Genomic DNA, 20,871 nt, shown 5'->3' with positions numbered 1-20,871 from the left:
GTCAGGTACGGGTGCCGCGGACGGCCCAGGCAGCGGCGGTCAGCGGGATGGAGCCGTCGGTGCTGGTGGGGAGGCGGGTGCGGAGCAGTTCGCGGAGGGCGTCTCGGTCGGGGTCGGCGAGGGTGGCGACGTAGCTGGGGGCCGGGCCCTGACCGCCCAGGAACGGATTCCAGAAGTCGTCGAAGTCAGTGAAGATCGTCCGGATTTGGATGCGGCGGGTTGATACGTCTCGGAGTCCGGCCTGATGCCAGAGGCCGGCCAGGACGTCGTCGCGGCAGAGTTCGAAGCGCAGGTTCTCGGCGAGGGCTGCGGCGGCCGGGTCGCGTTCGGCGGCTGCGGCCCAGAAGTACCACATCATCTCCATGCCGCCGGCGTAGTCCCAGACGTAGGCGGCGACGACCGCGCCCGGTGCTGCGACGCGGCTGAACTCCTGGACTGCGATCTCCGGGCGGCCGACGAAGTTGAGTGCCAGGCCACTGACCACGGCGTCGAACGAGGCGTCGGCCAAGGGCAGGGCGGTGGCGTCGCCGACGCAGAGGGCCGGCCCGGAACGGGCGGTGGTCAGGAAGCCGGACGAGCGATCGACTCCGACGAGGGTGCCCGGGCTGGTGATGGAGCTGGTCAGGGCGCCGGTGCCGCAGCCTACGTCGAGCCAGCGGCGGTTCGGGGGCACGTCGAGCCAGGACACGAAGGTCTTGGCGACGAGCCGGCTCCAGCGCCCGACGTACGCCTCGTAGGCGTCGCCGGACTCCCAGACAACCCGTCCCATCGCCGTACGGTACGCCGGGAGCGCCGGAAAGAAGAGGGCGCCGGAAAGGAGAGCGCGCCGGAAAGGAGAGCGCGCCGGAAAGGAGAGGGCGCCGGAAAGAAGAGGGCAGAGGGTGGGGAAGGGGGCAAGCGTTCAGATCTGGCGGTTCCGGCCGGCGGCCATGCCGGCCAGCATCTGCGGGATCATCAGGCCGGCCATGACCGCCAGCGGGACCTCCCAGCCACCGGTGGCGTCGTGCAGCGCACCGATCAGGATCGGTCCGGGGATGGCGATCAGGTAGCCGACCCCCTGGGCGAAGGCAGACAGCCGGACCACCGTGCCCGGGTTCTTGCCGCGCAGCGCGATCATGGTCAGAACCAGCGGGAACGCCGTGTTGACCACGCCCAGGAAGACGGCCCACAGCCAGGGCGCCGCGCTGGGCGAGGCCCACAGCCCGCCCCAGCCGGCGATGCCGAACAGGCCCAGGACCAGCGCGATGCCGCTCTGGCTGCGCAGCCGCCCGGCCAGGGCGGAGAGCAGGAAGGCCAGCGGGATGCCGAGGAACGAGGTGACCGCGAACAGCACGCCGGCCATCTCGGCGGAGATACCGGCGTCGCGGTAGATCTGGGGCAGCCAGCCGATGATCACGTACGCCGAGGTGGACTGCATGCCGAAGTACAGGGCGAGGGCCCAGGCGACGGGGTGCCGGCTCACGCGTACCGGGGCGGGTTGCTCTTGGGAAGCCGGGCCACCGGCGGCCGTGCGATCGCGTGCCATCAGCAACCACGGCGGCAGCGCGATCAGCGCGGCCAGCGTCCATCCGGCCAGGCCGAGCCGCCAGTCGTCGAACGTGTTGGTCAGCGGCACGGTCGCGGCGGCGGCGGTGGTCGCGCCGATGTTCAGCGCCACCGTGTAGAGGCCGGTGACGGTGCCCACCTGGTCCGGGAACTTGTCCTTGACGACCGACGGCAGCAGCACGTTGACCAGCGCGATCCCGGCCATCGCAACCGCGCTGAGCAGCAGGAACAGGATCGGCCCGCCGGTGTAGGGGCGCACCGCCAGGCCTGCGGTCAGCAGCAGCAGACCGCCGAAAATCACCGGCGCGGTGCCGAAGCGCCGGGCCAGGCGCGGCGCGGCCAGGCCGATCGAGGCGAAACAGAGCACCGGTACGGACGTCAGCAGCCCCGCCATCGTGGCGCTCATGCCGAGGCCGTCCTGGATCTCGCGCAGGACCGGGCCGACGCTGGTGACCGCGAGTCGCAGGTTCAGCGCCGCCAGGAGTAGTGCGACGAGGGTGAAGAGTCGTCCCTGGCGGCGGCTGACCGCCTGTTCTTCCCGGATGGCCACGGGCCCATCATCGTCCGGTTACGCCGAGGTTGCGCGGCCAGGTGTGTACGGTCACACCCGCTGACCGCTACTTACACCGCGGCGGGGGTCTCCTGCTCACGCTCGACCTGTTCGTTCCACTCGCGCTTGCTGGACTGCCAGCCGTCCTCATTCATCTCGCGCCGCCAGTAGCCGGAGATGGAGAGCTGATCCATCGTCAGCCCGCGCTCCCGCCGCAGGTGACCGCGGAGGTCCCGGACGAACGTGGCCTCGCCGTGCACGAAGGCCTGCACCCGTCCCTCGGGGAAGGTGATGCCCCGAACCGTGTCGCAGAGCAACTCGCCGACCGGCCGGGCGCCCCGGTGCAGCCAGGTGATCTCCGCGTTGGCCGGGGTGACGAGTCTCTGCTCCTCGGCGGGCCCCTCGACCTCGATGAACGCCTTCACCGGGGCGCCCTCGGGCATCCCCTCGAGCGCGGCGGCGATCGCCGGCAGGGCGCTCTCGTCGCCGGCCAGCAGGTGCCAGGCGGCCTCCGGGCTGGGGGCGTAGCCGCCGCCGGGGCCCATGAACCGGACGATGTCACCGGGCTTGGCCTGCGCGGCCCACGGGCCGGCGATGCCGGTGTCGCCGTGCACCACGAAGTCGATCCACATCTCGGGGATCTCGGGCAGCCATTTACGGACCGTGTACGTCCGGACGGTGGGCCAGTCCTCCCGGGGCACGCTCTCCCGGATGACACCCATGTCGAAGGGCTCCGGGTAGTCGACGCCGGGGCGGGGGAAGAGCACCTTGATGTAGTGGTCGGTGCAGTGCCCGGCCTCGATGCGGGACAGAGCGTCACCGCCGACCACGACGCGCACCATGTGCGGGGTCAGCTGCTCGACCCGGGTGACCACGCCCTCGTGGGCCGGTCGCGCCGGTCTGTTCGCCATGACTGCACCTCACTGCCGGGGATGGATCAGCAGGTAAGGCTACCCTTATTCCGGGCGATCAACCGGTCCGGACCGCGTTTTTTGAGGTTTCTCCTGACGTGTTGACATGACGATGGGCGGGACCTCTCGCGAGGTCCCGCCCATCGGGTGGTTCGTCAGCGCCAGTTGTTACGCGGGCGGCTCCGGGCGAACGCGAGGGCGATCAGGGCGATCAACAGGAACACCGCCCCGCCACCGACCCACGCCAGGTTGTTGCTGATCAGGGCGAGCGGTCCACTCTGCTCGGCGGGCGGCTCGGCCAGCGTCTTGTCGGGGTCGGCCGCCTCGTACTGGAAGTCGTCGGGAGCGCCGTCGTCCTCACCGGCGGCCAGGGCCGGACCGTCGGTCTCGGTCGGCTGCGGCTTGGCCTTCTTGGTCGCCTTCGGGGTCGCGGTCTCCTCGGCTTCCGTCTCCGTGCCCGAGTTCTCCGTGCCCGAGTTCTCCGAGTTCTCCGAGCCGGAGTTGTTCTCGTTGTTCGAGGTCGCGGTGCCCTCGTCGTCGCGGGTCTCGGAGTCCGGCGTGGTGGCGTTGGTCCGCGGCGGGGTGGTCGCCTTGGTCGTCGCCTTCGTGGTGGGGGCCTTGGTGGGGTTCGTGGTGGCCGGGTTGGTGGCGGCGGGCTTGGTGGGCTTCACCTCGCCGCTGTTGGTGTTGTTGCCACCGCCGTTGTTGTTCCCGCCGCCAGCGTTGTTGTTCCCGCCGCCGCCGTTGTTGCCGCCACCGTTGTTGTTGCCGCCGTTGTTGTTGCCGGCGGCGCGGACGGTGACGCGGACGGAGTCGAGCGCCGGCGTCTGGTTGGCGCGCTCCATCATCGGGATCCGGTGCGAACCGTCACCGGCCCACGACGAGCACTGGGCGGTGCCCTCCTGCGGCAGGCCGGGCACCTGGATGGTGACCGTGTCCGGGGTGGCGTTGCCGCGGCTGTCCTCGGTGGCGACGAAGAAGGCCGGCACCGGCGCGGGGTCCGGCGCCTCGTTGGTGCTGGTCAGCATCCGGCAGGCGGTGTGGAAGTGACCGCGGACCAGGCCGTTCTGCAGAACGCTGCTCTCCACGTAGTACCCACCCTGGCCGGCCGCGAGGAAGCGGTCACGGATCAGGTTCCGGGTGCTGATGCGGAGGGTGAACGGCGCGCCGACCGTGACGTTGCGCGGGGCCTCGGTGATCAGCAGTGTCGGGTTGTTCGCCGCCGAGCCGACCTCACCGAACTCGGTGGAGACGCACCGGTTGCCCTTCTGGAAGCCGTCGTGCGCCTCCAGCTGGCTGTCGATGCAGGTGTCGGTGAGGATCGTCAGGTTGTTCCCGACCACCTTGCCGGCGCCGCTCTCGGTGGCCGCCCGGGTATTGGCGGTGTCGTCGGCCGAAGCGAACTGGGTGAAGCCGATGACACCGGCGGCCGCGACCAGGACTGCTCCCGCGGCCAGGATCCGGGTGCGCCGGGGGTGACCCGATCTACGCATGACGAGACCTTCTTTTCCCTGAATTCCAGGACCGTCAGCCACCCCTGCGGCGCCGACGCCCAGACGTTAAGAGCAGCTCTCACAGAAATCAATTCCGCGGTGTCAATTAACCAATTCTTGTCCGGAACTTAAGGAAGAAATATGGGTCCGGCCGTGAACCCCCGGCATCATCCGTTCGGATGATGTCCCCGGTTCACGTGATCATGTGCCAACTTCGCTGACCTGGGAGATTAGCGGAACCCCCGTCGAGGCGGTAGTTCCTCAGGCCGGCCAGAGGCCGCGCGCGCCGAAAACGTCCCGGAGCACTTCGATGCGGTCCGTCAATATGCCGTCCACACCCATGTCGAGAAGCCTATTCATTTCATTCTTCTCGTCTATCGTCCAGACGTGCACTGCTAGGCCGAGCCGGTGCAGATAAGCCAGGAACCGCGGAGTGAGCACGGTTACCCGGCCGTGCCGGACCGGGATCTGGGCGGCGACGACCGACGGGGGCACCCGCAGCGGCAGGCCGGTGGTCGAGGCGATCCGCAGCCGGGCGATCCCGCGCATCCCGATCGAGGTGGCCACCCGGGGACCGGCCAGCGCGCGGACCCGGGTCAGGCGGGAGTCGCTGAACGAGGCGAGTAGCACCCGGTCCTCGGCGCCGGTACGCCGGACCGCCTCGACCGCCGGTTCGACCACCCGGTCGTCCTTCACGTCGACGTTGAACCGGACCTGCGGCCAGGCGTCCAGCACCTCGTCCAGGCGGGGCACAGCGGACGCCCCACCGACCCGTACGGTCGACAGGTCCGCCCACGTCAGCGCGGCCACCCGCCCGGGCCGCCCGGCGACCCGGTCCAGCGCCGGATCGTGGATCACCACCGCCACGCCGTCCGCCGTCGCGTGCACGTCGGTCTCCACGTACCGGTAGCCGAGTTCGATCGCCCGCTCGAAGGCCTTCGCGGTGTTCTCGTCACCCGCCGCCGCCCCGCCCCGGTGAGCGAACGCCAGCGGTCCCGGTGCGTCGAGATACGGATGATCCACGGGAGCCAGTATGGCGGGGTTTATTGCGCACGGGTAAAACACCTTCGTTCCCATTGACCGCCGCCACTGCACGTGAAGATCCTGTTTGTCTGGGCCCACGGAAGGTGACGCAAACTGGAAACGATCGAGTACGACGTGGTAATCGTCGGCGGCGGCACGGCCGGATCAGTCGTGGCGTCGCGGCTCTCAGCCGACCCCGGACTCCGGGTGTGCGTCCTCGAGGGCGGCCCCTCTGACGTCGGTGACCAGCGCATTCTTCAACTTCGCAACTGGCTGAACCTGCTCGAGACGCCATTCGACTACGACTATCCGATCGTCGATCAGCCGCGCGGGAATTCGTTCCTGCGGCATTCCCGGGCGCGGGTGCTCGGCGGGTGCTCGTCGCACAACACCATGATCAGTTTTCTGCCGCCGGCCGAGGATTTCACCGATTGGGTGACGTCCGGAGCGGCCGGCTGGTCGTACGACGAGATGATGCCCTACTGGAAGCGGCTGGCGATCAATATCAGTCCGGTGGCCGAGCGGGACCGCAACCCGCTGACCGCCGACTTCGTGGCGGCCTGCCACGCCGCGCTCGGGGTGCCGGTGCACGAGGACTTCAACGCCGGCCCGTTCGCCGACGGGACCGGCTTCTTCCCGGTCGGGTACCACCCGGAGACCGGGGTCCGGTCGTCCGCCTCGGTCGCCTACCTGCACCCGCACCTGGACCGGCCCAACCTGACGATCCGGACCGAGACGTGGGCGTACCACCTGGATCCCGAACGCGGGGTCACGGTCCGCGACGCCGAGGGGGTCAGGCTGATCCGGGCCCGGCAGGAGTACGTGCTCTGCGCCGGCGCCATCGACACCCCGCGTCTGCTGCTGCTCTCCGGCATCGGCCCGGCCGCCGACCTGGACCGGCTGGGCATCCCCGTCCGGCTGGATCTGCCCGGCGTGGGGGATCATCTGCTGGACCATCCGGAGTCGCTGATCCTGTGGGAGGCGAGCCGGCCGATCCCGCCGATGTCGGCGATGGACTCGGACGCCGGCCTCTTCGTCCGCCGGGACCCGTCCGCGACCAGGCCTGATCTGATGTTCCACCTCTATCAGATCCCGTTCACGGTCAACACCCAGCGGCTCGGCTACGACGTGCCCGAGCACGGCTTCGGGATGACGCCGAACGTGCCCCGGCCACGCAGCGTGGGCAAGCTGACGCTGGCCGACGCCGATCCGGACACCAAGCCTCTGCTGGACTTCCGCTATTTCACCGACCCCGAGGGGTACGACGAACGCGCCATCGTGGACGGCCTGCGACTCGCCCGTGAGGTGGCCGCCACCGAGCCGTTCGCGTCGTGGATCGCCCGGGAGATCGCGCCGGGTCCGCACCTGCGCACCGACGAGGAGCTCTCCGCGTACGGGCGGGCCGCCCACCACACCGTCTACCACCCGGCCGGGACGTGCCGGATGGGCGCCGTGGACGACCCCGGCGCCGTCGTCGACCCGGAGTTGCGGCTGCGGGGGTTCCCCAACGTACGGATCGCCGACGCCTCGGTCTTCCCGACGATGACCTCGGTGAACCCGATGGTCGCGGTGCTGATGATCGGGGAACGCGCCGCCGACCTGATCGGCCGGGGCTGAGCGATGATCACGGTGACCGGTTTGTGGAAGGTGTTCGGGCCCCGCGCGGACCGGGTCGTCGGCACCCCGCTCGCCGAGCTGTCCCGGGCCGAGCTGCGGGACCGCACCGGTTGCCTGGTGGCGGTCCGGGACGTCAGCTTCGAGGTCCGGCCGGGCGAGGTGTTCGTGGTGATGGGACTCTCCGGCAGCGGCAAGTCCACCCTGGTCCGCTGCCTGACCCGGCTGATCGAGCCGACCGCCGGCGAGGTTTTCCTGGACGGCGAAGAGGTCGGCGCGATGTCCCCGAAACGGCTGCGTGAGCTGCGCCGGCACCGGGTGGCGATGGTCTTCCAGCACTTCGGGCTGCTGCCGCACCGGGAGGTGCTGGACAACGTGGCCTACGGGCTGGAGATCCAGGGGGTGGGCCGCGCCGAACGGCACCGCCGGGCCGCCGAGATGCTCGAGCTGGTCGGGCTGACCGGGCACGAGCACCAGTTCCCGGAGCAGCTCTCCGGCGGGATGCAGCAGCGGGTCGGGCTGGCCCGGGCGCTGGCCGGCGATCCCGACGTGCTGCTCTTCGACGAGCCGTTCAGCGCGCTGGACCCGCTGATCCGCCGCGACATGCAGGACGAGGTGCGGCGGCTGCACGCGGAGGTCGGCAAGACACTGGTCTTCATCACCCACGACCTGACCGAGGCGCTCACCCTGGGTGACCGGATCGCGGTGCTCCGGGACGGCGAGCTGGTCCAGGTGGGTACGCCGGAGGATCTGGTCGGCGACCCGGCGGACGGGTACGTGGCGGACTTCGTCCGGGACGTGCCGCGCGCCGACGTGCTCACCCTGCGCTGGATCACCCGGCCCGCGGTGGACGGCGAGGAGTACGAGGACCCGCCGCTCCCGCAGGACACGGTGATCCGGGACGCGGTGCCACGGGTGCTGCGGGCCGCCCGGCCGATCCCGGTGGTGGACGGCGACCGGCGGATCGGTGTGGTCGACGCCGAGCAGCTGCTCCCGGCCCTGCTGGGACACCGCAGACAGGTACCTGCGTGACCACGACCGTAGCCCGCCCCGAGCTCAAGCCCGGCGGCCCCGCTGGGGCCCGGACCGGGCGCGGAGATCGGTGGGGACTCCGGGGACTTCTGTCGGCCCGTACCATCGCCGCGTTCTTGATCGTGGCAACCGTCGCCGCCTATCTGAGCTTCGGCGGGACGCAGGCCGCGGATTCGGCGGACGCCGCGGCGTTCCGGTTCTTCGACTCGGTGCGCGAGTGGGTGGATGCGAACCGGGACAGCCATCCGGTGTTCCTGTTCGGGGTGAACTATCTGCGGCTCGGCGTGCGGTTGCTGGTGGAGGCGGTCGGGGCGGCGCTGACCGGGCTCGGATTCGCCGGGCTGGTGGCGGTGGCCGGTGCCGTGTCGTTCGTGCTCGCCGGTTGGCGGGCCGGGCTGCTGGCGGTCGCCGGGTTCCTGAGTTTCGCGGTGCTCGGGCTGTGGACCGAGAGTGTGGACACGCTGGCTCTGACGCTGGCGGCGGTGCTGCTCTCGGTGCTGATCGGGGTGCCGCTCGGCGTTCTGGCCGCGCGGGTGCGCTGGATCGGTGCGGTGCTGCGGCCGGTGCTGGACGTCATGCAGATCCTGCCGACCTTCGCCTATCTGGCGCCGATGACGCTGCTCTTCCTGATCGGCTCGCCGGCCGCGGTGCTCGCGACGCTGATCTACGCCGTGCCGGTGACGATCCGGATCACCCAGCTCGGGATCGCCGGGGTGGCGCCGGCCGCGGTCGAGGCGGCCACCGCGCAGGGCTCCACCCGGCGGCAGTTGCTGACCAAGGTACGGCTGCCGATGGCCCGCCCGGTGCTGATCCTCGCGGTCAACCAGACGATCATGATGGCGCTCTCGATGGTGGTGATCACCGCCCTGATCGACGCGCCCGGCCTGGGCCAGAACATCGTGCGCGCGCTGGAACGGGTGAACGTCGGCGCCGCCTTCGACGCCGGCCTGGCCATCGTGATCATGGCGGTGGTGCTGGACCGGGTGACCACGGCCGCGTCCCGCCGGCGCCCGATGCCCTGGCGGGTCTCGGTCCCGGTGCTGGTGGCGGCGGCGGTCGTCGCCCTGCTGCCGGTCGGCGACCGGGTGCCCACGTTCTCTCTCGCGGCGCCGGTCAACCGGCTCACCGCGTGGGTAGAACTGCACTGGTACGCGGGCACCGAGTGGCTGAAGAACACGGTGAGCGCCTATCTGCTCAACCCCCTGGAACACCTGCTCGTGACCACGCCGTGGTGGCTGTTCGTGCTGGTCGTGTTCGGGTTCGGCCTGCTGGCCGCGGGCTGGCGGGCGGCGCTGATCGCCGCCGGAGCGGCCGCCGGAGTGGCGGCGCTCGGGCTCTGGGCACACGCCATGCAGACCCTGGCCACGGTCCTGGTCGCCACCGCGATCACCCTGCTCGCCGGGGTCTGGGCCGGGGTGCTCTGCGCCCGGCACGACCGTTTCGCCACCGCGGTCCGGCCGCTGCTGGACGCGGCACAGACCATGCCGTCGTTCGTCTACCTGCTGCCGGCCGTCGCGCTCTTCGGCGCCAGCCGGTTCACCGCGATCGTGGCAGCGGTGATCTTCGCCGTCCCGCCGGTGGTCCGGCTGGTCGAGCGCGGCCTGCGGGACGTGCCGGCGACGGTGGTCGAGGCCGCGCTGTCGGCCGGGTCCACCCCGCGGCAGCTGCTCTGGAAGGTGCAGCTCCCGATGGCCCGCGGCGGCCTGCTGCTCGCCGCCAACCAGGGGATAGTCATGGTTCTGGCGATGGTCGTGGTCGGCGGTCTGGTCGGCGCCGGCGCGCTCGGATACGACGTGGTCGCCGGGTTCTCCCAGCGCGAGGACTTCGGCCGCGGACTGGCCGCGGGCTTCGCGATCGTGCTGCTCGGCGTCCTGCTGGACCGGCTCACCCAAGGGTTTCACTCGAAGGGACAGACCTGATGAAGATTTCCTACATCGCGGTTGCCTGCCTGCTCCTCGCGGCCGGCTGCGAGGGCGCAAGCTCGGGCGACGGGGAGCCGGCGGCCAGCGCCGGCAGCAAGGGCACGGTCAATCTGGCGGTCAACCCCTGGGTGGGGTACGAGTCGAACGCCGCGGTCATCGAGCACCTGCTGGAGAAGAAACTCGGGTACACCGTCGAGCTCAAGAACCTCAAGGAGGAGATCTCCTGGCAGGGCTTCGAGACCGGCGAGGTCGACGCGATCGTGGAGAACTGGGGTCACGACGACCTGAAGAAGACCTACATCGAGGAGAAGAAGGTCGCCGTCGACGCCGGCCCGACCGGCAACACCGGCGTGATCGGCTGGTACGTCCCGCAGTGGATGGCCGACCAGTACCCGGACATCACCGACTGGAACAACCTCAACAAGTACGCCGACCTGTTCAAGACCTCCGAGTCCGGCGGCAAGGGCCAGCTCCTGGACGGCGACCCGTCCTACGTCACCAACGACGAGGCGCTGGTGGCCAACCTGAAGCTGAACTACAAGGTGGTCTACTCCGGCAGCGAGGCCGCCCTGATCAAGGCCGCCCAGCAGGCCACCGCGCAGAAGAAGCCGCTGCTCTTCTACTTCTACGAGCCGCAGTGGCTGTTCGCCAAGGAGAAGTACGCCCGGGTCAAGCTCCCCGAGTACAAGGCGGGGTGTGACGCCGACCCGAAGAAGGTCGCCTGCGACTACCCCGACTATGTCCTGGACAAGATCGTCAGCAAGAAGTTCGCGGACACCGGTGGGGCCGCGTACCAGCTGGTCAAGAACTTCAAATGGAGCAACGACGACCAGAACCTGGTCTCCGACTACCTCACCAATCAGGGCATGACGCCGGAGCAGGCCGCCGAGAAGTGGGTGTCCGAGCACGAGGCCACCTGGAAGCCGTGGATCCCGGCCGGGAGCTGACCGATGGCCGGACCGAAGGTCGTGATCATCGGTGCGGGCGTGGTCGGCTGCGCCCTCGCCGATGAACTGACCGGGCGCGGGTGGACCGACATCACCGTGCTGGAGCAGGGGCCGCTCTTCGTCACCGGCGGCTCCAGCTCGCACGCGCCCGGCCTGGTCTTCCAGACCAACCCGTCGCGGACCCTGGCGCGGTTCGCCCGGTACACCGTGGAGAAGTACGCCGAGCTGGAGTGCTTCGCGGCGGTCGGAAGTCTGGAGGTGGCGACCTCGGCGGCGCGGCTGGCTGAGCTGCATCGGCGGTTCGGGTTCGGGCAGTCGTGGGGGATCTCGTCGTCGGTCCTTGATGCCGACGAGTGCGTCGCGCTGTTTCCCTTGCTGGACAAATCGGTCATCCTGGGCGGGCTGCACGTGCCGTCCGACGGGCTCGCGTCAGCTGTGCGAGCCGCCGAGATGCAGGCCGGCCGGGCGATCACGCGCGGAGCCCAATTCATCGGCAATATCCGTGTTACTGAGGTGTTGTCGGATGGAGGCCGCGTCACCGGGGTCGGCACGGGCGACGAGACGTTCGCTGCGGACATCGTGGTGAGCTGCGCCGGCTTCTGGGGTCCGGCGGTCGGCGAGCTCGCCGGCGTACCGATCCCGTTGCTGCCGATGGCGCACCAGTACGTCCGGACCACCCCGGCCGGCGCCTCCGACGACCTGCCCATCCTGCGGCACCAGGACCGCGACCTCTACTTCCGGGCCCACGGCGACCGGCTGGGCATCGGCTCCTACCTGCACGAACCGATGCCGGTGGAGCTCGCCGACATCCCCGGCGACGCGCACCCGTCGATGCTGCCGTTCACCCCGGCGGCCTTCAAGCAGTCCTGGGCGGCGGCCGCGGAGCTGATCCCGGCGCTGCGCGGGACCGCTCTGGACGACGCCTTCAACGGCGTCTTCTCGTTCACCGCGGACGGCTTCCCGCTGCTCGGCGAGGCCCGTGACCTGCGCGGCTTCTGGGTGGCCGAGGCGATCTGGGTGACCCACTCGGCCGGCGCCGCGAAGGCGGTGGCCGACTGGATGGTCGACGGCCGCCCCGGCATCGACCTGCACGAGTGCGACCTGAATCGGTTCGACCCGGCCCAGCTCGCCCCGCAATACGTGCGCAAACGCGCGATCCGCAGCTTCGTCGAGGTCTACGACATCATCCATCCGCTGGACCCGCCGGCGGTGCGCAACCTGCGGGTCAGCCCGTTCCACCCGCGCCAGGTCGAGCTGGGCGCGACGTTCGGCGAGGCGATGGGCTGGGAGAGACCCCTCTGGTACGCGACCAACCCGCCCCCGGAAGAGCTGCGCCCCCGCGACGAGTGGTCCGCCCGGCACTGGTCCCCGATCGCCGAGACCGAGGCCCGGCTGACCCGGCGGCGGGTCGCGCTCTACGACATGACCCCGCTGACCCGGCTCGAGGTGATCGGGCCGGTCTCCTTTCTCAACGGCCTGACCAGCAGCAACGTGGACCGCCCGGTCGGCACGGTGGTCTACACCCTGCTCCTCGACCCGGCCGGAGGGGTGCGCAGCGACATCACCGTGGCCCGGCTCGCGGAGGACCGCTTCCAGGTCGGTGTGAACGGCCCGCTCGACCTGGACTGGCTGCTGCGGCACGCGCCCGCCGGGGTCTCGGTCCGCGACGTCACCGGCGGCACCTGCGGCCTGGGAGTGTGGGGCCCGCGGGCGCGGGAGCTGGTCGCCTCGCTCACCGACGTCGACGTCTCGGCCGACGCGTTCAAGTACTTCCAGGTCCGGCAGGGTCATCTCGGCATGGTGCCGGTCACCATGCTGCGGCTGTCCTACGTCGGCGAGCTGGGCTGGGAGATCTACACCGAGGCCGAGTACGGTCTGCGGCTCTGGGACACCCTCTGGGAGGCCGGACCGGAGCTGGGGCTGATCGCGGCCGGCCGGGTCGCCTTCAACAGTCTGCGGCTGGAGAAGGGCTACCGCGCCTGGGGGATCGACATGACCGCGGAGGACGACCCGTTCCAGGCCGGGGTGGGCTTCGCGGTTCGCCCGGAGGCCCGGCCGGCTACGCCGCCGGACCGGCGCCTCACCTGCCTCACGGTCGCCGACACCGGGGACATGCCGATGGGCCGGGAGCCGGTCTACGCCGGCGGGTTCGCGGTGGGCCATGTGACGAGTGCGGCGTACGGCTACACGGTCGGCGGCCCGATCGCGTACGCCTGGCTGCCCGCGGCCCTGGCCGTGCCCGGTACACAGGTGGAAATCGGATACTTCGACCGGCGGCTGCTCGCCACCGTGGCGGCCGAGCCGCTGTTCGACCCGAAACACGAACGTATCCGGCGCTAAGGAGCTCGACGTGCCCGCATTTGACGTGATCGTTGTCGGCCTCGGGGGCATGGGCAGTGCCACCGTGCACCACCTCGCCGCCCGCGGGCACCGGGTGCTCGGGCTGGAGCGGTTCGGTCCCGGCCACGACCGGGGAGCCAGCCACGGCGGCTCGCGGATCACCCGGCAGTCCTACTTCGAGGGCGCGGAGTACGTGCCGTTGCTGCTCCGGGCCTACGAGCTGTTCGACCGGCTGGCGGCGGACTCCGGCCGGGACGTGATCACGTTGACCGGCGGGGTGATGGTGGGCCGGCCGGAGTCGCGTACCGTCTCCGGCGCTCTGGCCAGTGCTCAGCAGTGGGGCCTGGAGCACGAGATGCTCGACGCGGCGGAGCTGCGCCGGCGGTTCCCGACGATGGCGCCGGCCCCGGACGAGGTGGCGCTCTTCGAGGCGAAGGCCGGGTTCGTCCGGCCCGAGCGGACCGTGCTGGCCCAGCTCGACCTGGCCGGCAAACACGGCGCTGACCTGCGCTTCCACGAGCCGATGGAGTCCTGGGAGCCGGACGGGGACGGGGTGCGGGTGCGAACCGCGGCCGGCGAGTACACCGCCGGGCAGCTGGTGATCACTCCCGGTCCGTGGGCACCGCGGCTGCTCGCCGACCTGGGCGTGTCGTTCCGGATCGAGAGGCAGGTCCAGCACTGGTTCCGGCCGCGCGGCGGCGTCGAGGCGTTCCAGCCGGACCGGCACCCGATCTACATCTGGGAACCGGCCGAGGGCAGCCAGATGTACGGCTTCCCGGCCATCGACGGCCCGGACGGCGGGGCGAAGATCGCGTTCTTCCGGCGGGGCACCGAGACCACCCCGGAGGCCCTGGACACCGCGGTGCACCCGGACGAGATCGACGAGATGGCCCGCGGCGCCGCCCGGATCCTGCCCGATCTGCCGGGCGAGTGGCTGCGCGGCGAGCCCTGCATGTACAGCACCACGCCCGACGAGCACTTCGTGATCAGCCGCCACCCCGCGCACGAGGCGGTGACCGTGGCCTGCGGGTTCTCCGGGCACGGATTCAAGTTCGTACCGGTGGTCGGGGAGATCCTGGCCGACCTGGCGACCACCGGGACCACCGCCCACCCGATCGACCTGTTCCATCCCCGCCGTTTCCGGGAGTGATGCCCCATGACGTCGTCGCTGCTGCCCACGCTCGCCGGCAACTACTACACCGATCCCGCGTTCTTCGCCCGTGAGCAGGAGCTGATCTTCGAACGGATGTGGTTCTGCGTGGTCCGGGGCGCTGACGTCGGGGCGCCCGGCGAGTTCCGGACGGTGCCGGTCGGGCGGGAGAGCGTGCTGGTCACCCGGGGGCGGGACGGCGGCGCGCGGGCGTTCCTCAACGTCTGCCGGCATCGCGGGGCACAGTTGTGCGCGGAGGAGTCGGGGGCGGTGAAGCGGACCTTCCGGTGCATGTACCACGCGTGGGCGTACGACCTGGACGGGCGGCTGGTGGCGGCGCCCAACCTGGTGAAGATGCCGGACGTGGACCGCGACGAATACGGCCTGCGCAGGGTCCACGTCCGGGAGTGGCTTGGCTACGTCTGGGTCTGCCTCGCCGACGAGCCGCCCTCCTTCGAACGGGACGTGATGGGCGCCTGCGTGGAGCGGCTCGGCGACCTCGGCTCGATCGAGCGGTACCGGCTCGGCTCACTCGCGGTGGGCCGGCGGATCCGGTACGACGTACGCGCCAACTGGAAGCTGATCATCGAGAACTTCATGGAGTGCTACCACTGCTCGACCATCCACCCGGAGCTGGTGCACGTGCTGCCGGAGTTCGCCGGCGGGTACGCCGCCCAGTACTACGTCGGCCACGGCGCCGAGTTCGGCCCGGACGTCGACGGGTTCACCGTGGACGGTTCCGGCGGCCTGGCCACCATCGAGACCCTCAGCGAGCAGCAGGATCGCCGGTATTACGCGATCACCGTGAAACCGCAGGTCTTCGTCAATCTGGTACCCGATCACGTGATTCTGCACCGGATGTTCCCGCTCGCCGCGGACCGCACGATCGTCGAGTGCGACTGGCTGTTCCGGCCGGACGTGGTCGCCGCCGGCGCCGACCTGAACCCGTCCGTCGAGCTGTTCGACCGGGTGAACCGCCAGGACTTCGAGGCCTGCGAGCGGTGCCAGCCGGGGATGGCGTCCCGGGCGTACGCGTCCGGCGGGGTTCTGGTGCCGAGTGAGCACCACATCGCCTCGTTCCACCAGTGGATCCGGGAAACCGTCGGGAGTAAATAACCGCGACTCGCACACGCGGCTCCGTGGTCTGCCCTACCTTTGGCCGAGTCTTAGTCGGGCAAAACCACTGAAACGGAGCATGTCGTGCGTTCCTCCAGAATCGCGCGGGGCGGCCTCCTGGCTTCCGCCCTGCTCTCCATACTGGCCGGGGTGCACGCCGGAGGCGCCCTCGCGGCCGACGGCGACGCCCTGTCCTACCGGCCGATCGACGCCGGGTACACGCAGTCGCTGGCCCTGAACGGCACCGCCAAGGTGAGCTCGGAGCGCGGCGAGAACCGGGTCATCGAGCTGACCAACGGCAGCTACAAGCAGGCCGGCTCGGCATGGTCCACCCAGCAGGTCGACCTGACCGACTCGTTCGAGACGTCCTTCAAGGCGCACCTGCACCACGGCAAGCCGGGTGCGGACGGCGTCGCCTTCCTGGCCCAGGGCGCCGGCCCGCGCGCGCTCGGCGGCTGGGGCGGTGGCCTCGGCTACCGGGGCATCCGGCAGAGCGTCGCGGTCGAGTTCGACACCTACCAGAACACCCCGGACCCGAGCAGCAACCACCTCGCCGTGGTGCTCGGCGGCAACCCGGACAAGCACTCCGCCACCGCCGAATCGTCGATCCCGCTCTTCGGCAAGCCCTTCCAGGCCCGGGTCCGCTACGACGCCGACGGCCACAACCTCAAGGTGTACGTCCGGTCGCTGACCGCCGGCGCCACCGAGGAACTGCTCCTCGACCAGACGGTCGACCTGGCCAAGGGCGCCGGGACCGGCAACGGCTGGATCGGGTTCACCGCGGCGACCGGTGAAGTCACCGCACGCCAGGACATCTACGACTGGACGGTCGACGCGCCGCTGTCGTGAGCGATGCCGGCGCCGCCGCCCCGGCGCCGGCCAGCTGAACCCCTCCGTTGCTCTCCCTCCCTCCGGCCCGGACCGGGCCGGCTCGACCCTGCCCGATCGGAGACAGACATGCCCACGGTCGACCGCGTGCTTCCCGGTGAGCCCGGCACTGAGCGGATCACCGCCGAGCCGCCGGTCCCCGCCGGACCGAAAGAACCCACTGTCAGCGTCATCGTCCCGGCGCTGAACGAGGCCCAGAACCTGCCGCACGTCTTCGCGCGACTGCCCCAGGTGGACGAGATCGTGCTGGTCGACGGCGGGTCCACGGACGACACCGTGGCCGTCGCCCGCCGGCTGCGCCCGGACATCCGGGTGGTCCGGCAGAACCGCCGCGGCAAGGGCAACGCGCTGGCCTGCGGCTTCGCCGAGGCGACCGGCGACATCATCGTCATGATCGACGCGGACGGCTCCACCGACCCGCTCGAGATCCCCAGCTTCGTCGAGGCCCTGCGCTCCGGCGCCGACTTCGCCAAGGGCTCCCGCTTCCGGCCGGCCGGCGGCAGCGCCGACATCACCCGGCTGCGCCGGGCCGGCAACAAGTGCCTGAGCATGCTGGTCAACGCGCTGTTCGGCACCCGCTACAGCGACCTCTGCTACGGCTACAACGCCTTCTGGGCGCGGCACCTGGACGTCTTCGACCTGGACAGCACCTCACCGGCGCCGGACAGCACCGACGGGCGGCTCTGGGGCGACGGCTTCGAGATCGAGACCCTGCTGAACCTGCGGGCCGCGCAGGCCGAGCTGACCATCGTCGAGGTGGCGAGCTTCGAGCACAACCGGATCCACGGGGTGAGCAACCTCAACGCCTTCACCGACGGTCTGCGGGTGCTGCGCACCATCGCCCGCGAGTGGCAGCCGCGCCGGTCCCGGACACGGCGGGGTGCGGAACGGCAGGTGCGATGAGGATCGGGGTCGTCGCCAACGCGTACCACCCCGACATCGGCGGGGTGGAGACCCACGTCCGGCGCCTGGTCGCGGGCCTCGCGGCCGCCGGCGACGAGGTCGAGGTGATCACTCAGGCTGCGGGCCGGTCCGTGGAGACGATCGAGGGCGTTCTGGTACGCCGCTTCCCGCTCACCGTGCCGGCCGGCAACTACCGGCTCTCCGTGCCGCTGTGGCGCTGGCTGCGGGCCCACGCCGACGAGTACGACGTACTGCACGCGCACAGCTACCACGCCCTCGTCGCGCTTTGCGCCGCGCTGGGCAACCGGGCCCCGCTGGTCTTCACTCCGCACTACCACGGCACCGGGCACAGCCGGTTCCGGGCCGCGCTGCACCCGCTCTACCGGCCGTTCGGGCGGACCATCATGGCCCGCTCCGGCGCGGTCGTCTGCGTCACCGCCGCCGAACGTGACCTGGTGCTGCGGGACTTCCCCGAGGTCGGCGACCGGGCCGTGGTCATCCCGAACGGGACCGACCCGCGGCCCTCCGTCCCCGCCCCGGTGTCCCGGGTACGCCGGATCCTCTGCGTCGGCCGGCTGGAACAGTACAAGCGGGTCGACCGGGTCATCCGGGCGATGTCCCACCTCGGACCCGACCACCGGCTCGACGTGGTCGGCACCGGACCGGCTGCCGCGCAGTGGCGCCAGCTCGCGGCCCGCCTCGGCCTGGCCGGGCAGGTCGTCTTCCACGGCCGTCTCGACGACGCCGCCTTCGACGCCTGCCTGGCGCAGGCGTCCGCGGCCGTCTCCGCCTCGGCGCACGAGGCCTTCGGGATGGCCGTGGCCGACGCACTGGCGGCCGGCCTGCCGACGGTCGCCGCCCCGATCCCGGCCCATCGCGAGGTGGCCGGGCTGGCCGGGGACGGCGCCTGGCTGCGGCTCACCGACCCGGACGACGAGACGGCCCTGGCCGCGGCCCTGAGCGAGGCGGCGGCCGCCGGGCGGACCCGTCCCGCCACGCTGCCCAGCTGGGACGACGTGGTCGGCGCGACCCGGGACATCTACGCCGCGGTGACCGGGCGCCCGGCATCGGTGATCCCTCCCCGGGGACCGGCTTCGGCGGTCCTGCCGGAGGGCTCGGTCGCCGGGGCCGGCGGTCGATGACAGCCACGACGGCCGGGCCTGCCGTTGGCCGGGTGGCCGCACGGCGTACCGGATCGGCTCGGCGGGCCGGAATCGAAGCCGCCGCGTGCGCGCTCACACTCGCCGCCGCGGCGGCGGCCGGGTCGGCCGCCCTGGTCACCGCATACCGGCGGGCCGAGTGGGGCGAGGCCGGACAGTTCGCCTGGTTCTGGGCGGGCATGCTGATCTTCACGCTGCCGGCAACCTTCTGGGCGGTACGCCGTACGTCCGGCCCCCGACTGCGCCTGGCCGTGCTGATCGGCTACGGATGCTTCACCTACCTGCCGAAACTCCTCCGGAACCCGACCGGACCGCTGTACCACGACGAGTACGCGCACTGGGGCCAGAGCCACGACATCCTCCTCGACGGCCTGCTCTTCCAGCAGAACGCGATCGTCCGGGTGATCGGCGACTACCCCGGGTTGCACGCGACCGTCGCCTCGCTCGCCGCGCTGACCGGCCTGACCGTCTGGCACGCCGCGCTGCTGATCCTGGTGCTCGCCCACGTGCTCGTCGTCCTCGGCGTCGCAATGCTCGCCGGGCAGCTCTGGCCGGACCCCAGGGTCGGCGCCGCGGCCGCGATCATCTACAGCCTGAACAGCTCGTTCCTCTTCTTCGACACCCAACTGGGGTACGAGTCGCTCGCGATCGGCGTACTGATCTGGGCCCTGGTCGCCGGGCTTCGTGCAGTCCGTGCCGGCGCCACCGGCGTCCGGACCGGCTGGGTCGCGCTGGTCCTGGTGCTCGCCGTGGCGATCACCGCCACCCACCACCTGACCGCGCTCTGGCTGACCGGCATGTTCGCCCTGCTCGCGCTCGCCTGCACGGTCTTCTCGATCCGCCACCGCGCGCTCGTCGCCGGTGCCCGCACCGCCTGGGCGCTGACCTGCGTCGCGGCGGTCGTCGTGGCGGTCTGGATGAGCGCGGTCGCACCGCGGACCGGTGACTACCTGGACCCGTACCTGGGCCGGGCCCTCGACCAGTTCGGCGGCCTCGCGGGCGGCGACTCCGGCGGCCGGACCCTGTTCAGCCAGTCGGTGGCGCCCTGGTGGGAGCAGAAAGCGGCGTTCATCGCCCCGGTCTGCGCGCTGCTCTTCCTGGCCGGCGCGGCCGTCCTCTGGTGGCGCCGCCGGGACGCCGACCCGCTCACCCGGGCCGCCTCCGCCGCGATGCTGCTGCTCGGCGCCCTGTACTTCCCGGCGACCCTGCTCATCCTCACCCCGTCGGGTGCGGAGGGCGCGCGCCGCTCCTGGGCGTTCAGCTACCTCGGCATCGCCGTGGCCGTCGCCCCGTTGATCATCGCATTCCTGAACCGCGCGCGCGGCCGGATTCGGTCGATCATGACCGGCGCTGTGCTGCTTGCCGTCTGCGCCCTGATGCTGGTCGGCAACAACGCGGCCGGGATGAACCCGTCGTACCGCTTCCCCGGCCCACCGGTGTTCGGCTCGGACACCCGCGCCGCGACCCCCGAGGTGCTGGCCGCGGCCACCTGGCTGCGCCAGACCCACGGCCGCGAGGCTCGGCTGGTCGCCGACCGCTACACCGGCCTGATCTTCGGCTCGTACGGCGAGCAGGAACCGACCACCGGCTCGGCCACGTTCCCGGCCTACGACCTGTACCTGACGCAGCCCGGCCGCCCGATGCCCCCCGGCCTGCTGCACCAACTGCGGAGCTGGCGCTTCGAGTACCTGATCGTCGACCGCCGGATGGCCACCGAGGTCCCCGACATCAAGATCTACTTCGAGACGAACGAGCCGATCCCGCACGACGGCCGGCCCGCCTTCACCCCGGCGCAGCTCACCAAGTTCGACCAGCTGCCCTGGCTGATCAAGATCTACGACGGGCCGAACGTCGCCATCTACCGCTTCGACTTCGACAGCCTGGGCCGGCAGACCCGCGGGGGTGCCCGATGACCGTACTGCTGATGCTCCTCGCCTACGGTTCCCTGGCCACCATCCTCCCGGCCGCCGGGCGGCCGTGGCTCGCGTTGCCACTCACCCTGACCGCCTTGGCGGCCATCGGAGCCCTGTGGCTGCGCGCCCTCCCGGGCGTTGCCCCGGCTGCTCACTCCGAGCCGTCCCGGCCGGCAACCCCCAGCGCCGGCTCAGGCCGGCCTCCCGCGCCCAGCTCCGGGTCGGGCCGGCGGTCTGAACTGGGTGCCGGCCCGAGCGGACTTGCCGTGCCTGACTTGGACCCGGGCGAGCTCTCCGCGCCCAGCTTCGGCCCGCACCGGCCCTCCACGCCGGGCTCCGATCCCGGACGGCCGTTCGGGCTCGG

15 protein-coding genes and 1 pseudogene are annotated in these 20,871 nt (G+C 71.2%); 11 read left to right on the top strand and 5 right to left on the bottom strand.

The features are described from left to right. Window position 1: 1 nt before the first annotated feature. From OHA21_RS30975 to OHA21_RS30955, 5 genes and pseudogenes are all read right to left on the bottom strand, one after another. Entirely contained in the window at window positions 2-769 is a 768-nt protein-coding gene (locus OHA21_RS30975; protein WP_328460871.1) for a class I SAM-dependent methyltransferase, read from the bottom strand. A 132-nt stretch (window positions 770-901) separates the two neighbouring features. Beyond that, window positions 902-2,095 (bottom strand): CynX/NimT family MFS transporter, encoded by a 1,194-nt coding sequence (locus tag OHA21_RS30970; protein WP_328460869.1) that lies wholly within the window; start codon window positions 2,093-2,095, stop codon window positions 902-904. Window positions 2,096-2,166: 71 nt separating this feature from the next. Next, window positions 2,167-3,006 carry a siderophore-interacting protein gene (locus OHA21_RS30965; RefSeq protein WP_328460867.1) on the bottom strand — a complete coding sequence of 280 codons (840 nt, stop codon included), beginning with the start codon at window positions 3,004-3,006 and terminating at the stop codon, window positions 2,167-2,169. A gap of 791 nt (window positions 3,007-3,797) precedes the next feature. Further along, a pseudogene (locus tag OHA21_RS30960) lies at window positions 3,798-4,343 on the bottom strand (Pecanex-like protein 1); the annotation flags it as partial. 417 nt (window positions 4,344-4,760) lie between these two features. Beyond that, a complete protein-coding gene (locus OHA21_RS30955) occupies window positions 4,761-5,522 on the bottom strand; it encodes a glycerophosphodiester phosphodiesterase (RefSeq protein WP_328460865.1) in 762 nt (253 codons plus the stop codon). A gap of 135 nt (window positions 5,523-5,657) precedes the next feature. Between OHA21_RS30955 and OHA21_RS30950 the strand changes: the two genes are divergently transcribed. The 11 genes from OHA21_RS30950 to OHA21_RS30900 all read left to right on the top strand — a co-directional run bounded on the left by OHA21_RS30950 (window position 5,658) and on the right by OHA21_RS30900 (window position 20,507). After that, complete coding sequence (locus OHA21_RS30950) at window positions 5,658-7,139, top strand: GMC family oxidoreductase (RefSeq protein ID WP_328460863.1); 1,482 nt, start codon at window positions 5,658-5,660, stop codon at window positions 7,137-7,139. A 3-nt stretch (window positions 7,140-7,142) separates the two neighbouring features. Next, window positions 7,143-8,168, top strand: a complete 1,026-nt coding sequence (locus OHA21_RS30945; protein ID WP_328460861.1) for a quaternary amine ABC transporter ATP-binding protein — start codon at window positions 7,143-7,145, stop codon at window positions 8,166-8,168. 116 nt (window positions 8,169-8,284) lie between these two features. Next, window positions 8,285-10,087, top strand: coding sequence for an ABC transporter permease (locus OHA21_RS30940; protein ID WP_442874918.1), 1,803 nt, complete (start codon window positions 8,285-8,287; stop codon window positions 10,085-10,087). Further along, window positions 10,087-11,037, top strand: a complete 951-nt coding sequence (locus OHA21_RS30935; protein WP_328460858.1) for an ABC transporter substrate-binding protein — start codon at window positions 10,087-10,089, stop codon at window positions 11,035-11,037. Before OHA21_RS30940 ends, OHA21_RS30935 begins: the two co-directional genes overlap by 1 nt. A gap of 3 nt (window positions 11,038-11,040) precedes the next feature. Further along, a complete protein-coding gene (locus OHA21_RS30930; protein WP_328460856.1) occupies window positions 11,041-13,377 on the top strand; it encodes a GcvT family protein in 2,337 nt (778 codons plus the stop codon). A 10-nt stretch (window positions 13,378-13,387) separates the two neighbouring features. Then, a complete protein-coding gene (gene solA, locus OHA21_RS30925; protein WP_328460854.1) occupies window positions 13,388-14,527 on the top strand; it encodes an N-methyl-L-tryptophan oxidase in 1,140 nt (379 codons plus the stop codon). Between the two features lie 6 nt (window positions 14,528-14,533). Next, entirely contained in the window at window positions 14,534-15,643 is a 1,110-nt protein-coding gene (locus OHA21_RS30920; protein WP_328460852.1) for an aromatic ring-hydroxylating oxygenase subunit alpha, read from the top strand. Window positions 15,644-15,727: 84 nt separating this feature from the next. After that, window positions 15,728-16,492, top strand: coding sequence for an L-type lectin-domain containing protein (locus OHA21_RS30915; RefSeq protein WP_328460850.1), 765 nt, complete (start codon window positions 15,728-15,730; stop codon window positions 16,490-16,492). A gap of 108 nt (window positions 16,493-16,600) precedes the next feature. Continuing rightward, window positions 16,601-17,434, top strand: a complete 834-nt coding sequence (locus OHA21_RS30910; protein ID WP_328460848.1) for a glycosyltransferase family 2 protein — start codon at window positions 16,601-16,603, stop codon at window positions 17,432-17,434. After that, on the top strand, window positions 17,431-18,576 hold the full coding sequence (locus OHA21_RS30905) for a glycosyltransferase family 4 protein (RefSeq protein WP_328460846.1): 1,146 nt from the start codon (window positions 17,431-17,433) through the stop codon (window positions 18,574-18,576). The genes OHA21_RS30910 and OHA21_RS30905 overlap by 4 nt, the downstream gene beginning before the upstream one ends. Before the next feature lie 32 nt (window positions 18,577-18,608). Continuing rightward, window positions 18,609-20,507 carry a hypothetical protein gene (locus tag OHA21_RS30900; RefSeq protein WP_328460844.1) on the top strand — a complete coding sequence of 633 codons (1,899 nt, stop codon included), beginning with the start codon at window positions 18,609-18,611 and terminating at the stop codon, window positions 20,505-20,507. Window positions 20,508-20,871 lie beyond the last annotated feature (364 nt).

Source organism: Actinoplanes sp. NBC_00393, from assembly GCF_036053395.1.
GTDB lineage: Bacteria > Actinomycetota > Actinomycetes > Mycobacteriales > Micromonosporaceae > Actinoplanes.
Note: the sequence above shows the minus strand (reverse complement) of the source record. Positions and strands in the feature narration are given on the sequence as shown.

Excerpts from the sequence above, each read along its gene's own strand:
- OHA21_RS30975 (WP_328460871.1), bottom strand. The coding sequence starts at position 769 with ATGGGACGGGTTGTCTGGGAGTCCGGCGACGCCTACGAGGCGTACGTC.
- OHA21_RS30965 (WP_328460867.1), bottom strand. The coding sequence starts at position 3,006 with ATGGCGAACAGACCGGCGCGACCGGCCCACGAGGGCGTGGTCACCCGG.
- OHA21_RS30945 (WP_328460861.1), top strand. The coding sequence starts at position 7,143 with ATGATCACGGTGACCGGTTTGTGGAAGGTGTTCGGGCCCCGCGCGGAC.
- OHA21_RS30935 (WP_328460858.1), top strand. The coding sequence starts at position 10,087 with ATGAAGATTTCCTACATCGCGGTTGCCTGCCTGCTCCTCGCGGCCGGC.
- OHA21_RS30930 (WP_328460856.1), top strand. The coding sequence starts at position 11,041 with ATGGCCGGACCGAAGGTCGTGATCATCGGTGCGGGCGTGGTCGGCTGC.
- OHA21_RS30920 (WP_328460852.1), top strand. The coding sequence starts at position 14,534 with ATGACGTCGTCGCTGCTGCCCACGCTCGCCGGCAACTACTACACCGAT.
- OHA21_RS30910 (WP_328460848.1), top strand. The coding sequence starts at position 16,601 with ATGCCCACGGTCGACCGCGTGCTTCCCGGTGAGCCCGGCACTGAGCGG.
- OHA21_RS30905 (WP_328460846.1), top strand. The coding sequence starts at position 17,431 with ATGAGGATCGGGGTCGTCGCCAACGCGTACCACCCCGACATCGGCGGG.